This is a genomic window from Schinkia azotoformans LMG 9581 (assembly GCF_000307855.1).
Taxonomy (GTDB): Bacteria; Bacillota; Bacilli; order Bacillales; family Bacillaceae_J; genus Schinkia; species Schinkia azotoformans.
The window spans coordinates 43,493-60,071 of sequence record NZ_AJLR01000040.1; the positions used below are offsets into that span (position 1 = coordinate 43,493).

The 16,579-nt window shown below is 35.9% G+C and carries 18 protein-coding genes and 1 riboswitch; of the genes, 11 read left to right on the forward strand and 7 right to left on the reverse strand.

Going from position 1 to position 16,579, the window contains the following annotated elements:
• The first annotated feature begins 81 nt into the window (after positions 1-81).
• Positions 82-1,269, forward strand: coding sequence for a DHH family phosphoesterase (locus BAZO_RS04480; protein ID WP_003330113.1), 1,188 nt, complete (start codon positions 82-84; stop codon positions 1,267-1,269).
• A gap of 78 nt (positions 1,270-1,347) precedes the next feature.
• Complete coding sequence (locus BAZO_RS04485) at positions 1,348-1,773, forward strand: PaaI family thioesterase (protein ID WP_003330114.1); 426 nt, start codon at positions 1,348-1,350, stop codon at positions 1,771-1,773.
• 24 nt (positions 1,774-1,797) lie between these two features.
• Here the strand turns inward: BAZO_RS04485 and BAZO_RS04490 are convergent, their stop codons facing one another.
• Positions 1,798-3,027: a hypothetical protein gene (locus tag BAZO_RS04490; protein WP_003330115.1), complete on the reverse strand. Its 1,230-nt coding sequence runs from the start codon at positions 3,025-3,027 to the stop codon at positions 1,798-1,800.
• A 134-nt stretch (positions 3,028-3,161) separates the two neighbouring features.
• On the opposite strand from BAZO_RS04490, the gene thpR reads away from it, so the two are divergent.
• From thpR to BAZO_RS04505, 3 genes are all read left to right on the forward strand, one after another.
• Positions 3,162-3,719 carry an RNA 2',3'-cyclic phosphodiesterase gene (gene thpR, locus BAZO_RS04495; protein WP_003330116.1) on the forward strand — a complete coding sequence of 186 codons (558 nt, stop codon included), beginning with the start codon at positions 3,162-3,164 and terminating at the stop codon, positions 3,717-3,719.
• A gap of 157 nt (positions 3,720-3,876) precedes the next feature.
• On the forward strand, positions 3,877-4,707 hold the full coding sequence (locus BAZO_RS04500) for an ATP-binding protein (protein WP_003330117.1): 831 nt from the start codon (positions 3,877-3,879) through the stop codon (positions 4,705-4,707).
• A gap of 128 nt (positions 4,708-4,835) precedes the next feature.
• Entirely contained in the window at positions 4,836-5,591 is a 756-nt protein-coding gene (locus BAZO_RS04505; protein ID WP_235786702.1) for an IclR family transcriptional regulator domain-containing protein, read from the forward strand.
• Here the strand turns inward: BAZO_RS04505 and BAZO_RS04510 are convergent.
• From BAZO_RS04510 to BAZO_RS04525, 4 genes are all read right to left on the reverse strand, one after another.
• Entirely contained in the window at positions 5,514-6,689 is a 1,176-nt protein-coding gene (locus tag BAZO_RS04510) for a cation:proton antiporter (RefSeq protein WP_003330120.1), read from the reverse strand. The two genes, BAZO_RS04505 and BAZO_RS04510, sit on opposite strands and share 78 nt — an antisense overlap.
• Positions 6,649-7,095: a zf-HC2 domain-containing protein gene (locus BAZO_RS21090; RefSeq protein ID WP_003330121.1), complete on the reverse strand. Its 447-nt coding sequence runs from the start codon at positions 7,093-7,095 to the stop codon at positions 6,649-6,651. The genes BAZO_RS04510 and BAZO_RS21090 overlap by 41 nt, the downstream gene beginning before the upstream one ends.
• Complete coding sequence (locus BAZO_RS04520; protein WP_003330122.1) at positions 7,079-7,648, reverse strand: RNA polymerase sigma factor; 570 nt, start codon at positions 7,646-7,648, stop codon at positions 7,079-7,081. Before BAZO_RS04520 ends, BAZO_RS21090 begins: the two co-directional genes overlap by 17 nt.
• Before the next feature lie 117 nt (positions 7,649-7,765).
• Positions 7,766-8,833, reverse strand: coding sequence for an anti-sigma factor family protein (locus BAZO_RS04525; protein ID WP_003330123.1), 1,068 nt, complete (start codon positions 8,831-8,833; stop codon positions 7,766-7,768).
• Positions 8,834-9,046: 213 nt separating this feature from the next.
• Here BAZO_RS04525 and BAZO_RS04530 point away from each other — a divergent pair, with 213 nt between their 5' ends.
• Positions 9,047-9,937 carry a TIGR01777 family oxidoreductase gene (locus BAZO_RS04530; RefSeq protein ID WP_003330124.1) on the forward strand — a complete coding sequence of 297 codons (891 nt, stop codon included), beginning with the start codon at positions 9,047-9,049 and terminating at the stop codon, positions 9,935-9,937.
• A 64-nt stretch (positions 9,938-10,001) separates the two neighbouring features.
• On the opposite strand, the gene BAZO_RS04535 is transcribed toward BAZO_RS04530, so the two are convergent.
• Positions 10,002-10,982, reverse strand: coding sequence for a 4Fe-4S binding protein (locus BAZO_RS04535; protein ID WP_003330125.1), 981 nt, complete (start codon positions 10,980-10,982; stop codon positions 10,002-10,004).
• A gap of 179 nt (positions 10,983-11,161) precedes the next feature.
• Positions 11,162-11,205, forward strand: a riboswitch (PreQ1 riboswitch).
• A gap of 53 nt (positions 11,206-11,258) precedes the next feature.
• Here BAZO_RS04535 and queC point away from each other — a divergent pair.
• Genes queC through queE form a run of 3 tightly spaced genes read left to right on the forward strand, consistent with a single transcriptional unit; the run spans position 11,259 to position 13,125 of the window.
• Positions 11,259-11,924 carry a 7-cyano-7-deazaguanine synthase QueC gene (gene queC, locus BAZO_RS04540; protein WP_003330126.1) on the forward strand — a complete coding sequence of 222 codons (666 nt, stop codon included), beginning with the start codon at positions 11,259-11,261 and terminating at the stop codon, positions 11,922-11,924.
• Positions 11,925-12,413 carry a 6-carboxytetrahydropterin synthase QueD gene (gene queD / locus BAZO_RS04545; RefSeq protein ID WP_003330127.1) on the forward strand — a complete coding sequence of 163 codons (489 nt, stop codon included), beginning with the start codon at positions 11,925-11,927 and terminating at the stop codon, positions 12,411-12,413.
• On the forward strand, positions 12,406-13,125 hold the full coding sequence (gene queE, locus BAZO_RS04550; protein WP_003330128.1) for a 7-carboxy-7-deazaguanine synthase QueE: 720 nt from the start codon (positions 12,406-12,408) through the stop codon (positions 13,123-13,125). The genes queD and queE overlap by 8 nt, the downstream gene beginning before the upstream one ends.
• 33 nt (positions 13,126-13,158) lie before the next feature.
• Here the strand turns inward: queE and BAZO_RS04555 are convergent, their stop codons facing one another.
• The gene (locus BAZO_RS04555; protein WP_003330129.1) at positions 13,159-14,097 is read right to left on the reverse strand and encodes a cation diffusion facilitator family transporter; all 939 of its coding nucleotides are present in this window, start codon (positions 14,095-14,097) and stop codon (positions 13,159-13,161) included.
• 281 nt (positions 14,098-14,378) lie between these two features.
• Between BAZO_RS04555 and BAZO_RS04560 the strand changes: the two genes are divergently transcribed.
• Positions 14,379-14,714 (forward strand): ArsR/SmtB family transcription factor, encoded by a 336-nt coding sequence (locus tag BAZO_RS04560; protein ID WP_003330130.1) that lies wholly within the window; start codon positions 14,379-14,381, stop codon positions 14,712-14,714.
• 88 nt (positions 14,715-14,802) lie between these two features.
• Positions 14,803-16,566: a SulP family inorganic anion transporter gene (locus tag BAZO_RS04565; RefSeq protein ID WP_003330131.1), complete on the forward strand. Its 1,764-nt coding sequence runs from the start codon at positions 14,803-14,805 to the stop codon at positions 16,564-16,566.
• The last annotated feature ends 13 nt before the right edge of the window (positions 16,567-16,579 follow it).

A 16,579-nucleotide genomic window follows, 5' to 3' on the forward strand; every position in this document is an offset into this window, starting at 1 on the left:
TCGGGTACTGCGTCCCAATTGGGCCAGAGAACCCGCCCCTTTGTCCAATATTTTGGGTATACTATTTTTGAGGTGAAGATCATGTATAAACTGTTGACACATAATGATTTGGACGGCGTAAGCTGTGGGATTTTAGCAAAGCTGTCATTTGGTGATGAAGTGAATGTCCGCTATAATTCAAATGCCAGTCTTGATCGCGAAGTTGAATCTTTTTTAATAAGTGAAGATAAGGATACATTTTTGTTGGTTACGGATTTGTCGGTTAATGATCAAAATGAAAAAGGGTTGGAGTTGTTTTACCAAGGAGGCGGTAAAGTACAGCTAATCGATCATCATAAAACAGCGCTCCATTTAAATAAATACAAGTGGGGTTATGTTGCAGTTGAAAATGACGAAGGCAAATTGAATTCAGCCACCTCTTTATTTTATGAATACCTAATTTCAAAAAATCTTTTACAACGCTCGGAAGTACTTCACGAATTTGTTGAACTTGTTCGCCAGTACGATACGTGGGAATGGGAGAAGAATGATAATCAACTAGCGCGAAGGCTTAATGCACTTTTTTATCTACTGTCTATTGAGGAATTTGAAGAAAAAATGATACACCGATTACATACCAGTGATCATTTCTATTTCGACGATTTTGAAAAGAAAATTTTAGATATGGAAGATGATAAAATTGTCCGTTATATCCGCCGTAAAAGACGAGAACTTGTTCAAACCGAAATTGGCGGCTATTTTGCCGGAATTGTCTATGCTGAATCCTATCACTCTGAACTTGGAAATGAACTTGCAAAAGACAATCCTCATCTGGACTATATCGCTATTTTAAATATGGGTGGAAAAAAATTAGGGTTTCGAACCATTCATGATCATGTAGATGTATCTGAAGTAGCGAGAAAATTCGGTGGCGGTGGACATGCAAAAGCATCAGGCTGTTCAATAACCGCTGATACTTACAAAAAATTTGTAGAGAATACATTTTCTTTGGAGCCATTACGAGTGGATGCCCGGGAAAATCGTTTTAATTTAAAAGATTCTCCATTAGGTTCCTTATACAAGGATCGGAACGATGATATTTTCTTTATTTATCCTGAAAGTGATATGAATTGGGTGATTGAAAGAAATAAAACTAAAATAAAGCAAACTTTTAACAGCTTTGTTGAGTCGGAAAAATATATCAAAAGAAAACATGAAGCATGGCTTGCTAAAGATGATGATTTTGTATCATTTTTAATGGGAGAAGTAAAGCGGGGAAGGAAAAACTAATAAAGCGTTTTTTTCAATATGGTACAATGTAGAAATTAAAGAGAAAAATTCAATCTTCAAAGTTAAGGGTGGGGTTAGATGAATAAAGAGATCGTAAATGAAAAATTTAAAAATGCGATTGACTCGTGTGAAAGCGGGTATGGAAAATATTTTCTATCAAAGCTATTTGATTTAGATATTTCCTATACTGAGGATACATGTACGGTCGAATTTGATGTAGAAGATTTTATGTACAACCCGATGGAGGTTCTCCACGGTGGGGTAATTGCTTTTGTATTAGATGTTTCAATGGGACATTTATGTAAAAAAGTAATTGGAGCAGCTGTTACAGTTGAAATGAAGGTCCAATATATGAAGGCAGTAAAGACTGGAAAATTAACATGTACAGCGGAATTTCTGAAAAAAGGAAGAAATATTTCATTCTTAGAAACAAAGATGATTGATGGGGATGGGAATATTGTTGCTTTAGCGACGGGAACATTTGCCAAGGTTAAACAACAATAAGCTATCAAGAAACAGCACCACATTTTAAAGCATGTGGTGCTGTTTATTTGTCCCAAAAGAAAGCCACAGAGTGATAACCCCCATTAATAATAATCCGCTCGCCGCAAACATCCCTTCCGTAAAAAATGGAATTCCGACGTGCTTAAGCCATTCCGAAAGACCTTGGCTAAATAATAATAATTCATTTAGAGCAAAACCAGTAATCAAAATGATAAATCCATTGGTCGATATTTTTGCCTTTGAGTCGATAAGATTCATCATAAGGTATTGTGTGATAATAAAAATGCTTACAAACCCTAAAAGAGTTAAATGAAGATAACCGATAACAATGCTTCTTGTTTCATATACGAGATCGGCCAAAGCCGGCGAAATCAAACCCAACTCGGCTGTACTCTTAATGAATAGCAATATCAAAGTGATCCATAAGCAGTTCATCGTTAATTTTGAATAATACTGGCTGAGATCACCCCATATTTTTTTAAATGCAGCTAAAATAAATAAAATGCCTATCCATTGTCCGATACTCCCAATTATTGCGAGAGTTGGTATAATACTACCTAAATTAATAAAAAGGATGCTTAAAAAATATCCTGGAAAAAGAGAAAGGAAATAAATCCAAAATCCAAGCTTCAAAGTGGAACCTTCGATTGGAATCTTTTTCATATGTATTATAATGATAAATAACCCAATTAAAAATAACGTAAGCCAACCATTGTACTGAAAGTGTAAATAGAAATACATGGCCATATCAAAATAATAAGTATCTTTTAATCCGGTCGCAGATGTAAGCCCGAGCATATAGGGACCAATAGAGGATATGACTAATGCCAGTAAAGCACTGTTGATAAATAATTTTCCGGACTTCGGCATGTCGGTCTCTTTTTTCAAGATTTTATACATAAAGACAGCTGCCCAATATTCAATAAAGATATGAAGGGTTGCAAATATTATCGATAGGACATTATACCCTTGATATAAAAAGGCAATGAACATAAGAAGAGAGACTATACATAGAGAAAATAAGATGGATATGGCTTGTTTCTTTTGTTTAACCTTTTTCCAAAATATTGAAAGAAAAATAACGAATGCACCAATAAATGCCCATCCTAACATCGCTAAATGAGAATGGCCGTGTAAAATATGTGTATAGGGAACAATCTCATTTTGCTTAATAAAGAAAAATCGCATCCATACGCCAGATAAAGCAGTTAGAAAAAAGAATAAAAATGTAAAATGAATGAAAACTCTGGGCAAGACTATTCACTCCTTTATTTGGGCTCATATTTTTATAATATACTATTTAAATCAATAATTTCATATTCATAGTAGAAATACTACTAATAATGTCACTATTTTTTGACGATTTTAAGAACTTTGGAGGTTTTTTGATGTCTAATTTATCGCATTATTTTATAGCCATTCCACTCAACCATGCTTTGAAGGATTATTTTTCAATATGGCAAGATTCTCTGAAAGAACAGTTACCATATAAGCAATGGCCACATAAAGAGGATTTGCACATAACCTTAAAATTTTTAGGGCCGGTAGAGCCTAATAAACTTAACGACCTGATAAACAAACTAAAAGGAATCGAGCAACTTAAAGAGTTTGAATTAACTGTTGGAACGATAGGTACATTCGGGAATCCGCTAAAACCTCGAGTTCTTTGGGCTGGGGTTGAAAAAACGGATGAATTAGTGGTTTTACATAATCAGGTTGAGGAATGTGCAGAAAGGGTAGGATTTGCCAAAGAAAATAGAGAGTACCGACCGCATATCACACTTGCCAAAAAGTGGGCGGAGGGCAGGAACAATGGTTCGTTGGCCGGTATTAAAAATAGCTATAATGATCAACGAAAATTGTATGTAAAAGAAGTTGTCATTTATCAAATCTTTCCGAGCAAAAGCCCGAAATATGAGATTATCCAATCCTATCATTTGGCTTAATAGTTGGCTAATCATCCAACATATGGAATTATAGATGCTTTTTGGTTTAATTTGTTGAAAAAGTTAAAAAATTATAAGATAATAAATTTACTAGTTAGTAATTGGAAAAATTGTTAGAAAACGTTTACATTCTTTGGCGTTTAAAGGAGAAATAGAGATGACAGCTATTGCTTTTTTTTCAATTCTTGTAGCAATCATTATCTTTATAAAAAATCGAATATTACATAAACGTATACAAGAATTGAATGCAATCAATAAGCTATTAACTATAGAAAATGAAAATCATATGACTACAGTTCAAAGCCTGCAAGAGGAAATGAATAAGCTAACACAAATTAAGACTGTAAGTGAAATTGCCGCTAGCATTTCCCATGAAGTAAGAAATCCATTAACGGTTACAAGAGGATTTACGCAATTACTTAGAGATGGTAGTCTATCAGATGAGCAAAGAAATCAATACATAAGGTTAAGTTTAGAGGAATTAGACCGGGCAGAGCGGATTATTGGCGATTATCTTACTTTTGCAAAACCATCTATCGAAAATGAAGAAGTATTGCATTTAGATAAGGAAATTAAATACATAGTTCAAGTCATCAAACCGTATGCTACTTTGAACGATATAACCGTTGAAGTTAATATGGAAGATTGTCAGTACACTATTTTAGGAGAAAAGCAAAAGCTTCATCAATCCCTGCTTAACATTGTTAAAAATGGAATTGAGGCAATGGAGAGAAAGGGAAAAATATCGATTGAATTAAAGAAATACAACGATCTCGCGCAATTAATCATTGAGGACAATGGCAAGGGAATGTCCAAGGAACAGATCAATAAAATTGGTACTCCTTATTTTTCAACAAAAGAAAAGGGGACTGGTCTTGGTACAATGGTTGCCTTTAATATAATAAAAGCTATGCAAGGTGATTACACAATAGAGAGTCAAATAGGGAAAGGCACGAGCTTTTGCATTACTTTTCCGTTGGTAGAATAAAGACAAAATCTTATATGGGGTTATAGGGACATGCCATGAGAGAATTAAATATAGAACAATCAGAGCTGTTGAACGAGCCATTCAAATTTTGAATTGTTTTAGTTTTGAGAAGTCTGTGTTATCGATTGATGAAATCATGGCTAAAACAAAACTTGCTAAAGCTACTATCTATCGATTACTGTGGACACCTTGAGCGTAATGATCTTGTCGGGTACGATCAGTCGTTAAATAAATACAGGCTTAGCAACAAACCATTGGAGTATGGTGGAATCGTTCTCGCCAATTTGGATATTAGGAGAGAAGCAGATCCTTACATGCAGGATTTGCATGAACAGACGGGATATTCCATCATACTCGCTACACGGCAGGACGAATCAATTCAATATTTAGTAAGGTACGATAGTGATGAAGGCTTAATGCCAACCAATTTTGTTGGGAGAAGGCGAACATTGCATAACGGTGCTTTAGGTATTGTTTTACTATCCTATATGGATGAGGAATTCGTTTACGACTTTCTAAAACGTTATCCATTGGAACAACATACATGTAATATCGTGATTTCCCGATCAAAAAACGACGATGAATATAATGTGAGAAGCTACTTCCTATTTAAGCGAAGCAGAGGCTCTAATACAGATATTGAAGAAATGTTTGGAGAACGTCATGATCTCATTCGTAAAGAAACGGACGGCTGGAAAATTGCACGTAGAATTATTATTCCTGACCAAGCTGTGATTACGACAATGAATATGGCCATGTTTTTAACAAAAACCCCCGTGGATCCTATTTCACGGGGGTTATCAATGTTATACTTTGGAATAAACAGTAGAACTTTCTTGCTGTTCTCCTATTACTTTTTTATCCTGATACAATATTTTAAGTAGAGGAGGAGTAACGAGTGTAGTTACAAGCACTACAATAATTAAGACAGTAAACATTTGAGATTCAATTATCTTATGTTCGATGCTTAATGCAGCAAGTATTAAGGCAACTTCGCCGCGGGAGACCATCCCCGCACCGACTTGAAGCGAGCTTTTCCACTTATAGCCTGCTAACTTAGCTCCGAGACCGCTTCCAACCATTTTCGATAAAATCGCCATTATACTAAGACCAATTATTAACCATAGATACTCAGATACACCGTTTAATTGGGCACTAAAGCCAATACTAACAAAAAAGATTGGTACAAATAAGGAATAGCCAACAACCTCAACTTTTTCCATAATCTTATGACCTAAATCAGTAGTACCAATTGAAATCCCAGCAAAATAAGCACCAATGATTTCAGCCACACCATTATATTCGGCAAAATAAGCAAATAACAAGCAGATAATCAGCGCGCCACCGACAGGTGCCTGCGGGACAGCCATTCTAGATAATAGACTAATCGTCCATGGTATAACCTTCCACATCAGAAGAATAGCAATAGAAAAGAAGACTACCTTCTTCAAAAGGACTGTACTAAGACTGACATCGCCACCCATAAAGCTCATAACCACAGCCAAAAGGACGATGACTACTATATCATCCAATACAGCTGCTCCTAGGATTGCCATTCCTTCCTTCGTTTTCAGTTTTCCCATTTCACGTAACGATTGTACCGATATACTAACACTTGTAGCCGTTAGCACTAAACCGAAAAAGATAGACTCATAAAAGCCTAGACCTAATAGAACACCAGAATAATAACCAGCGATTAAAGGGAGAATAATCCCGCCAAAACCAACATAAGTTGAAGCTTTAATATTTTGTTTGAATTCTTTGATATCTGTCTCAAGTCCAGCAATGAACATTAAGATAATAACCCCAAGTGTGCTCATTTCGTCAATGAAGTCATTGCCTTCAACGAACCCAAAGACAGCTGGACCAATTAAGATTCCGGCAATTAATTGTCCAAGAACAGAGGGTTGTCCTAATTTTACACTAATACTGCCTGCGATTTTAGCAGTTATTAAAATAATTGCTAACTGTAATATAATCATAATTTACATTTCCCCACCTTTTGCTAGTTTCAAGATTGAATGTAGTTTCTTTTTCGATCGGCATTTCTTTGTCAACAGGCTGAGGTTCAAAATCTTTCTTTATAAACATCCATAATAAAAATGTTAAGAAAACGATGAGACAAACCCCAAAAATAGCGGAGTTTCGCTTCCATTTCGTAATTCTGTTTATAAAAGCTAGCTCTTGGGGAGAGGAATTGCTTTTACTACCTAATGATCTTTGTAGTTTCAAATCAAACTGTTTGCTCTTAAGTAATTCAGTTTTAAGGGCACTGCATTCTTTACATGTAGCAAGATGTGATTCTACGTAAACTTGCGATTCCTTCGAAAGTTCTTGATCAATATATAGCGGTAAAAGATCCTGAACGATCTCACATTGATTCGTCATAAAAAACCACCTCATTTTTGTATAAATCTCTAAACTTTTGCTTAGCTCTATACAAAAGCACTTTTGTTGTCTGGGGTGTTTTATTTAAAATTTCGGCAATTTCAACATGTGATAGACCATGAACTTCTTTAAAAATCAGAACATCACGATAATCCTCGGGCAGTTTCGTTAGAATATCCTGGACATCCTTTTTGGTTTGTTTTTGCAATGAAACGGTTTGCGGATCAAAAGAGTGATCGCCTTGCTCGTTTACATCCTCATCGTCAAACAGATTCCGATCCTTCACCCAGGATCTCACTTTATTCCGATATATATTTCGTGCAATTTGTAAGAGCCAAGTCTTTAAACTTGAATTACCTTTAAAACGATGAATCGATGTAACAGCTTGAAAGAAGGTTTCTTGCGTTAGCTCCTCACTCACATCTTGTGAGCCTGTAACCTTCAAAAAATACGTATAAACAATCGCGCGATGATTATGATAAAAGTCAGTTAAATCATCCATGATAGAATGTTTAACCTTTTTCCCATTTCGAAATGAGTCAAAAAGAGCCAAGCAATCCTCCTCCTTTCCCCTCAGCCATGTAGTAACAAAAACATGTAAAAGGTTACAGTGGAATTTTAAAAAAATAAAAACCTTTTAAGGAAAAAAATCCCCAAAAGGTTAATCTTATCAGGAAATCATAAATTTATAATGCATTCCAGGAATAATTAGAACGGCATGCTTTACATTTAAAGTGAGCGGGCTTTTCATATCTTTATAGATTGGAATCGAAAAAATTCGTTGCTTGTCATTTTGAAAGTCTATTTTAGGCTCTTTACTCCAATTCTTTTCATTTTCGTCCGTAATATTGAAACTCAACTCGTATAATCCTACTTTAGAAATTTCATCAAGTTGTTTATAGTAAACATCTATTTTTGAATCATTTATCACAGCTTTTTCTATTAAAAACCGTACGTTATTCACCGAAATTTCTTTGTTGATTACCGTTTCTTTATCTTGCAGAAGTGGAATGAAGATTCCCGGTGTTTTATAAAATACAGCTAAATTGGGGAGCTCGACACCGATGAATTCTGTATTTTTTTCAATACCAGATAGTGTCCAAGTTTCTTCAAGAATGGAATTGCCAAAATTACTTTTATTCTCCTTGTTTGTCAGGACTGTATTGTTCGTTAAATCCATAGCAATTAATGTATTAGGCCAGTAAATATCTTCCTGGACAAAATCAATATTTGGATTAGACCATTGGTATGTATAAGAAAAGATGGTTTCATTAGTAGAAATTTGTTTTGTCTTTAACTGTAGATCCAAACCCGAATTTTTCATGATCTGTTCTTGGGGAGGAGATAATGATACTAACTCGCTATCAAGTTTAACCAGTTCCTGATTTGCCTTATTCTGTTTGGCTTGCCACTTTTCTTCGGCACGTTCTTTACTTAAATACCAACTCCCGATCGTGAACGATAATAAAAATGCTGTTATATATAACATGATTTTTTTTCGATATTTGCTTACTCTTGTAATAAAAGCAACTTCACTTTGCTTTGTATTGTCTTCATTTATTTCTTCATCATGAAATGCGATGGAAAAGTCCTTGTCATCACGTAATCCCGTAAGTTCAGCTCGACATTCATCACATTCTTGTAAATGCTCCTCGATGATTTCCTTTGCTTTTGAATCAACCATGTCATCTATGTATAGGCTTAGCAATTCCTTCACCAAAATATGTCTTTCTTGCAAAAAAAACACCTCCACAACAAAAGCGAGAGTTATAAAATTTATTCTCCCGCTCCGAAATTCCTTTTCCTTACTACTCTTGCATCCGATTATAACATATGTGCAGAATTCTTCCTATAATATTGTCTATATGATCATTCCTAGAAACTTGAGAGTTATTCACTTACAAGTTATGATTTGAATTAGTCCTTCTTAATTAACGGTGGTGAAGTAAATATGAAAATTATCATTTTCGGAGGCAGTGGTTTTATTGGGAAACACTTAACCTCTTACCTCATAGAAAAAGGAAATGAAGTTGTTCTTGTTTCTCGTTCTGAGCGGCAAAGCCAAGATTCGCTAGTCCGTTATGTGACTTGGAGCGAGCTCCAAGAAAATATAGAGTCCCTTGAAGAGGCAGACGCCTTTGTCAATTTATCTGGTGAGACGATCAACCAATACTGGACACCCAAGGCGAAGACGAGAATTTTGGAATCGAGAATTAATTCAACAAAAAAAGTAGCTTATTTTGTTCAAAAATTAAAAAGCAAACCGAAGGTCGTAATTAACAGCTCTGCTGTTGGAATCTATGGTATGTCGGATAGTGATGAATATGATGAGGATAGCCCGCTTAGCAATAATGATTTTTTAGCGCGGATTGTCTATGAATGGGAGAGAGCTGCGGATACAATTGAACAATATACCCGCCTTGTTAAGTTAAGGCTTGGTGTTGTTTTGGGGATTGACGGGGGTGCACTACCTAAAATGCTGCTACCTTATAAGCTTTTTGTTGGTGGAAGATTCGGAAGTGGCAAGCAATGGCTTTCATGGATTCATATTGAAGATCTTGTTCGACTTATTGAGTTTTGTGTTACTAACGAAAAAATAAATGGACCGGTTAACGCAACAGCACCTTCACCTGTAACAAATGATGAATTTGGTCGTGCTATATCCTCCGTAATGGGAAAACCTCATTTTTTTCATGTGCCTTCGTTGATCCTTCGTGTCATGTTAGGCGAAATGTCCCAGATGGTGTTAAATGGTCAAAAGGTAATACCCAAAAGGGCAGTGGGGTCCGGATTTACTTTCACCTATCCAACAATTGATTTGGCAATAAAGGATCTGCTTTAGAAAAACTAAGAATTTCAATCAAAACACGGCGCTCAACCAACAGAGGTAAGCGCCTAGAGTATTTTTATAAACTAATATCTATTTTTCTATTCTTCCTTGTCGCAATCGGCTCCCCTTTGTAGCGCAAATATTCAGCAAGACCTGCATCAAATCCCGCTGTATAATCGATGGCATTCGTCGGGCATACGTGAATACAAGCTGTACACGAAATACATTCAGTTGATAGCACTCTTTTTCCGGCATACATATAATCCAATAGTTTAATATCCATCGGACATACTCGTTCGCAGGCAAAACATTCAACACACTTACTTTGTGTAATTTCTATTTTTAATAGAGAAAACCGGGAACCGATCTTTTGAACAACCGGGATTGGACAAAAATACTTACAAACCGCACGATTATCTTTAAGAAAAAAGGCGAGTAGAAAACCGACAATATAATAGACTACATTTCCGATTAAAAACCAATACATCTCTTCTAACGATTCCAATTGCGGTGTTTTTTGAAGAACAAACATGACATATAAAACTAATCCCAATGATCCAAAGAAATGGATATACCGAAACCAGCTTAAATGACGTATTCGCCCTTCTTTTGGCTGTTTCCACGGAAGTAGGTCAAGAATAGCTACCGTCCAACAAGCATAGCCACACCAGCCGCGCCCGAATATCAATGTCCCGCCAATTTTAGCAACTAAATAATGGATGGTAGCACCGATAAACACACCTATAAAGAGGTAAAAGAAAAATCCTTCCATTTGCATATTTTCCTTGCCGTAAACACCGAGGAAAAATATCATGTAAGAGCCTACTAAAAATTGAGTAACAAGCCGGCCCCTTTGTTTTATTCTTTTTGGTAGAATACCGGTTAATAATGTTCCTAAAGCTATAGAAATGCCAATGTATGAAAAATTAAAAAGGTAAAACATATTATCCTTTGTTAACCAAAGCGTAACCGCTATAGTTAAAAAAACGAGTAGCAGACAAACCGGTAAAACAAAGTTTTTCTGTTGTAAGTTCCATTCTTGATTTTTTTTGTTCAAGCTTTCACCACCTTTTTGCTTTTTAATTCCATAATAAGGAATTATACACGTAAATCATTTATAAATGTTGAAAAATAACTTAGAATTTTTTAAAAACACACCAATGATAAGAAATATGGTATAGTAAAAATAATTAAGTCAAAAACCGGGCACAAATACGCCAAGGCGTATTTGATTATACGGTAGAGGTTCTTAGCTACCCTCTCTAAAAAACTAAGAAGGAACAGCATTCTTCTTAGATTGCTGTTTTTTTCTATTGAAAAGGAGTATGGAAACATGAAAAATGACAAAGCAATCGTCGTTTTTAGTGGCGGTCAGGATAGTACAACTTGTTTATTTTGGGCTTTGAAGAATTTTAAAGAGGTGGAAGCTGTTACATTTGATTATAATCAGCGCCACCGCTTAGAAATAGAGGTGGCCAAGGATATTGCAAAAGAACTTGGTGTTAGGCACCATATTTTAGATATGTCATTATTAAATCAGTTGGCACCTAATGCTTTAACTAGGGATGATATTGAAGTAAAAGCTGGTGAGGATGGGGAGTTACCAAATACCTTTGTGCCTGGCAGAAATCTTCTGTTTTTATCATTTGCCGGTGTGTTAGCAAGCCAGGTGGGAGCAAAGCATATCATTACCGGTGTATGTGAAACCGATTTTAGCGGCTACCCGGATTGTCGAGATATTTTTGTAAAATCATTAAATGTAACTTTAAACCTATCCATGGACCAAACCTTTGTCATCCACACACCGTTAATGTGGATCAACAAAGCAGAAACGTGGAAGCTGGCAGATGAACTCGGGGCATTGGATTTTGTCCGTGAAAGAACATTAACTTGCTATAACGGTATTATTGCTGACGGGTGTGGCGAATGTCCGGCTTGTAAGCTTCGTAAAGCAGGGTTGGATCAATATATGGACTCCTTGAAAGAGGGGATTGAATAAATGGAAAACAAAATTTTCGGCTTTCGAATTGTTGAGGACCTTCAAAAAATAGATAAGGATATAAATCGGAATCAGTTGAAATATCATAATAAAAGAGTGCTAGTAAGCAAAGAATTTACGTTTGATGCAGCCCATCATTTACATTGCTATGATGGGAAATGCAAAAATCTTCATGGGCATACGTACAAAGTTGTTTTTGGAATTAGCGGATTTGTGAATGAAATTGGTCTGGCCATTGATTTCGGAGATATAAAGGACATTTGGAAAGCGGAAATAGAGATCTATTTAGACCACCGCTACTTGAATGAAACACTTCCGAAAATGAATACAACAGCAGAAAATATGGTCGTTTGGATTTATGAAAAAATGAAAGAGTCATTAGAAAAAAGACAAAATCAATATGACGGGGCGCGGGTTGAATTTGTAAGATTGTATGAAACTCCGACAAGCTATGCCGAGGCTAAAAGGGAGTGGATGGAACTTGAGTAGGATTCCTGTTTTAGAGATCTTCGGACCGACAATTCAAGGTGAGGGCGCTGTCATTGGACGAAAAACAATGTTCGTTCGTACAGCTGGCTGCGATTATCATTGCAACTGGTGTGATTCAGCCTTTACATGGGATGGTTCTGCAAAAGATGAAATCAAACAAATGACTCCTGAAAAAATCTGGGATGAGCTTTTTGAGTTAGGAGGCAATCGTTTTGACCATGTGACCATCTCGGGCGGAAATCCAGCCTTGATCACAGCAATTGGAGAATTAGTTAGTCTTTTGAATGAAAAAGGAATCCAAACCGCTCTTGAGACCCAAGGCTCGAAGTGGCAGGATTGGATGAAGAATATTGATGATCTTACACTTTCACCAAAGCCGCCTAGCTCCGGGATGGAAACGAATTTTGAAATACTGGATTCGATAGTTGCCACACTTTTAGAAGTTGGGAATGAAACAATAAAGGTTGTTGTATTTGATGATGTTGATTTTGAGTATGCTATAAAAATTCGTGAACGATACAGAGATGTTCCTTTTTATCTCCAAGTTGGCAATGATGATATAACAACTGTTGATAATGACCTTTTGACAAAAAAATTGCTTCAAAAATATGAGTGGCTGATAAATAAGGTTATGGAAAGTCCACAAATGAATGATGTAAGAGTATTGCCTCAGCTTCATGCACTCGTATGGGGGAATAAAAGAGGTGTCTAATATAAAGAAGAACAAAGACAAAAAAGCGCATCGTTACGGCGCTTCTTTGTTTAAAAAATCATAACCATATTGTCCATGTTCGTTAATGCTCGGATGTTCAATTTGCACGGTGTTGTGTTTAAGGCCATATCTGTCTTTTAACATCTGATTAATAGCTGATACAACATCAAATGGATTTTGTTCTTTATTTATAAAAACATGCGCTGTTAGGGAATGGTGATCCGTCGTAATTGTCCAAAGATGCAATTCATGAATATCTCTAACACCTTCTATAGCTCCAATATCAGCACGAATCTGATCAAGATCGAATTCTTCCGGCACTGATTCCATTAAGATAAGGAAGGATTCACGGATAATTTTAGCGCCTCCAGTAAAGACGACTCCGCCGATGACAATACTAATAATTGGGTCAAAGATGTTAAGATTTGTAAAGTAAATCAAAATAGCGGATATGATGACACCAACGGAGTTTAATAAATCACCGATGAAATGCCATAGTGCGCTTTTGATATTTAGATTATTTTCTTTTTTTGTACTTCGGATTAATACAATTGTAAGGACTATATTTACAATTAAACCAATAACAGCAACCCCTAACATTAATCCAAAATTGATTTCCTGAGGATTTATGATTCTTTTAATGCCTTCGATAAAAATTCCAATCGCTATGACTATTAACGCTAACCCATTTAAAAATGAAGCTAAAATTTCAAAACGAAGGTAACCGAAAGTATATTTATTATTTGATTCACGTGTAGATAAATAAATAGCGGTTAAACTCAATCCCAATGCCAGTACATCAGACAGCATGTGCGCCGAATCAGATAAAAGTGCCAAGGAATTGGCTAATATCCCACCAACAACTTCAACGAGCGTAAAAAATAAGGTTAATATTAACGTTATCCATAATGTTTTCTTAGATTCATTTTGTTTTTTTACATGGCTTAGGTGGTGAAAATCATATCTATTCATTTTTTTAAAATCTCCCTTCTACGCTAATCATAATTCTAGGTTATGCTATTGTCAATTCTAATTGAGAACTTATTATTTTAATTGATAATGATATTCATAGTATATAGTTTAAAATTTAATATTATTGATAATAATTATTAATAGGACCTTGTTGTATCCATTTCTTTTATAAAAAGTATTTGAATTTTTCTTTAATCGGCAGTATAATCCATACATATTCAAATATTTGAATATGTGAAACTATCTTTTGCATGTTCAATGGTTTTTAGGGGGACGATTTTTTGTGGAACGATATGCACCAATTTAAAGCTGAATTTTTCAAAGCGTTGGCACATCCTTTGAGAATTCGAATTTTGGAAATATTATCGGAGGGGGAGAAAAGTGTAAACGAAATTCAAACTAGCCTTAATAGTGAGGGCTCTGCCGTGTCACAACAGCTAAGTGTGTTGCGAACGAAGAATATTGTCGTTGGTGTAAAAGACGGGAAAAGGGTGATTTATTCACTGCGGGACCCGGCCATTGTTGAGTTATTAAAGGTTGCTAAGGAAATATTTAATAATCATTTAATTGATGCTATTAATGTGCTCGAAGGGTTAGATGATCAAAAAACAAATTAGTTTGGGTGGCCATAAATTTTGGGTGAACACAAAAACGGGGAAAAAATAATCTAGAGTGGAGAAAGTATAAAGAAAAGAAGGGTCAGTAGTGAGAAGCTTATTTATTGAGCGATTCGAAGGGTATACACTTAAACACTTTCAAAAGGATTTAATTTCAGGAATAATAGTAGGGGTTATTGCCATTCCATTAGGTATGGCTTTTGCAATTGCATCTGGGGTTAAACCGGAATACGGGATTTATACAACGATTATTGCGGGAATTTTGATTTCCTTGTTTGGAGGCTCCAAGTTTCAAATTGGTGGTCCTACGGGTGCCTTTATCCCGGTTTTGTTTGGGATTGTTATTACGTATGGATATACAGACCTATTACTAGCCGGCTTTATGGCGGGAATCATGCTTTGCCTGATGGGTATTTTTAAAGTCGGTAATTTAATTAAATTTATTCCACGTCCAGTTACAATAGGTTTTACTGCTGGAATTGCTGTTATCATTTTTTCAGGACAAATTGGTAATTTTCTCGGGCTGACTGACTTAGAGAAGCATGAAAAATTCATCGATAATATGAAAGAAATCATAATGCATATTGATACAATCAATATGTATAGCATATTTACAGCATTACTTTCGTTATTAGTTATTTTAATTACACCGAAAATATTACCTAAAGTACCCGGTTCATTGGTTGGCTTAATTGTTTCAAGTGTTGTGGCAACGATCTTCTTTTCAGGACATATCGAAACGATAGGCACGGCTTTTGGTGAAATACCAAGTAAACTTCCGCACTTTCAATTACCGGAGATTACTTGGGAGCGGATTGAAAAATTATTGGCACCAGCCTTTGTTATCGCGATTTTGGGTGGAATTGAGTCATTATTATCAGCTGTAGTTGCGGATGGAATGACGAATAGTAAGCATAATAGTAATCGTGAATTAATCGGTCAAGGTGTAGCCAACATCATTACACCATTATTTGGGGGAATCCCAGCAACTGGTGCAATTGCAAGGACAGCAACGAATATTAAAACAGGTGCGGTTTCTCCATTATCAGGTGTCATTCACGGTGTATTTGTGCTATTTACATTGCTCGTGTTTGCTCCATATGCGTCACATATTCCATTAGCAAGTATGGCACCAGTATTAATGATCGTTGCATGGAATATGAGCGAACGAAAAGAATTTTCACATGTATTAAAAATGAAAACAGGGGATTCACTGATTTTGGTAGTGACTTTCCTTGTTACCGTATTTGCAAATATAACAACAGCGGTCGAGGTCGGACTTATTTTAGCCGTAGTCTTATTTGTAAAACGAATGAGCGAAATGCCAATTGTTTCGAAGGTGTTACCGGACCATACAAAAAAGAATCAACCAGTGCAGCCTCATGTTGTGAGCGATACACATGACTGTCCACAAGTAAGCATTTATACGATCGAAGGTCCGCTGTTCTTCGGAGTTGCCCAGTTTTTTGAACAACGAATTACAGAAACAATCCACTACAAACCCAAGGTATTAATTTTACGAATGGGAAAAGTTCCTTTTATGGATACAACGGGAGAGGCAAATCTTAGAAGCATTATCCGTCACTTTAAGAAGCAGGGCGGCACCGTATTAATTTCCGGAGCTGTTTTACCATTATTGGACACATTGAAAAAGTCAGGATTATACGATGAAATTGGTGAAAATCACTTTTTCAATCATACTGGGGAAGCGATTAATTTTGCCTTGAAGGAAATTGAAACAAATAAATGTTTAGGCTGCAAGCATTTTGCATTTCACGAATGCGAACAACTATCACGTGCCGGGAGCCTTGAAAAGGGAGTAGGGCGCAACAGTCAAAAAGGAATCGTTTAAAGAAACTAAAAGG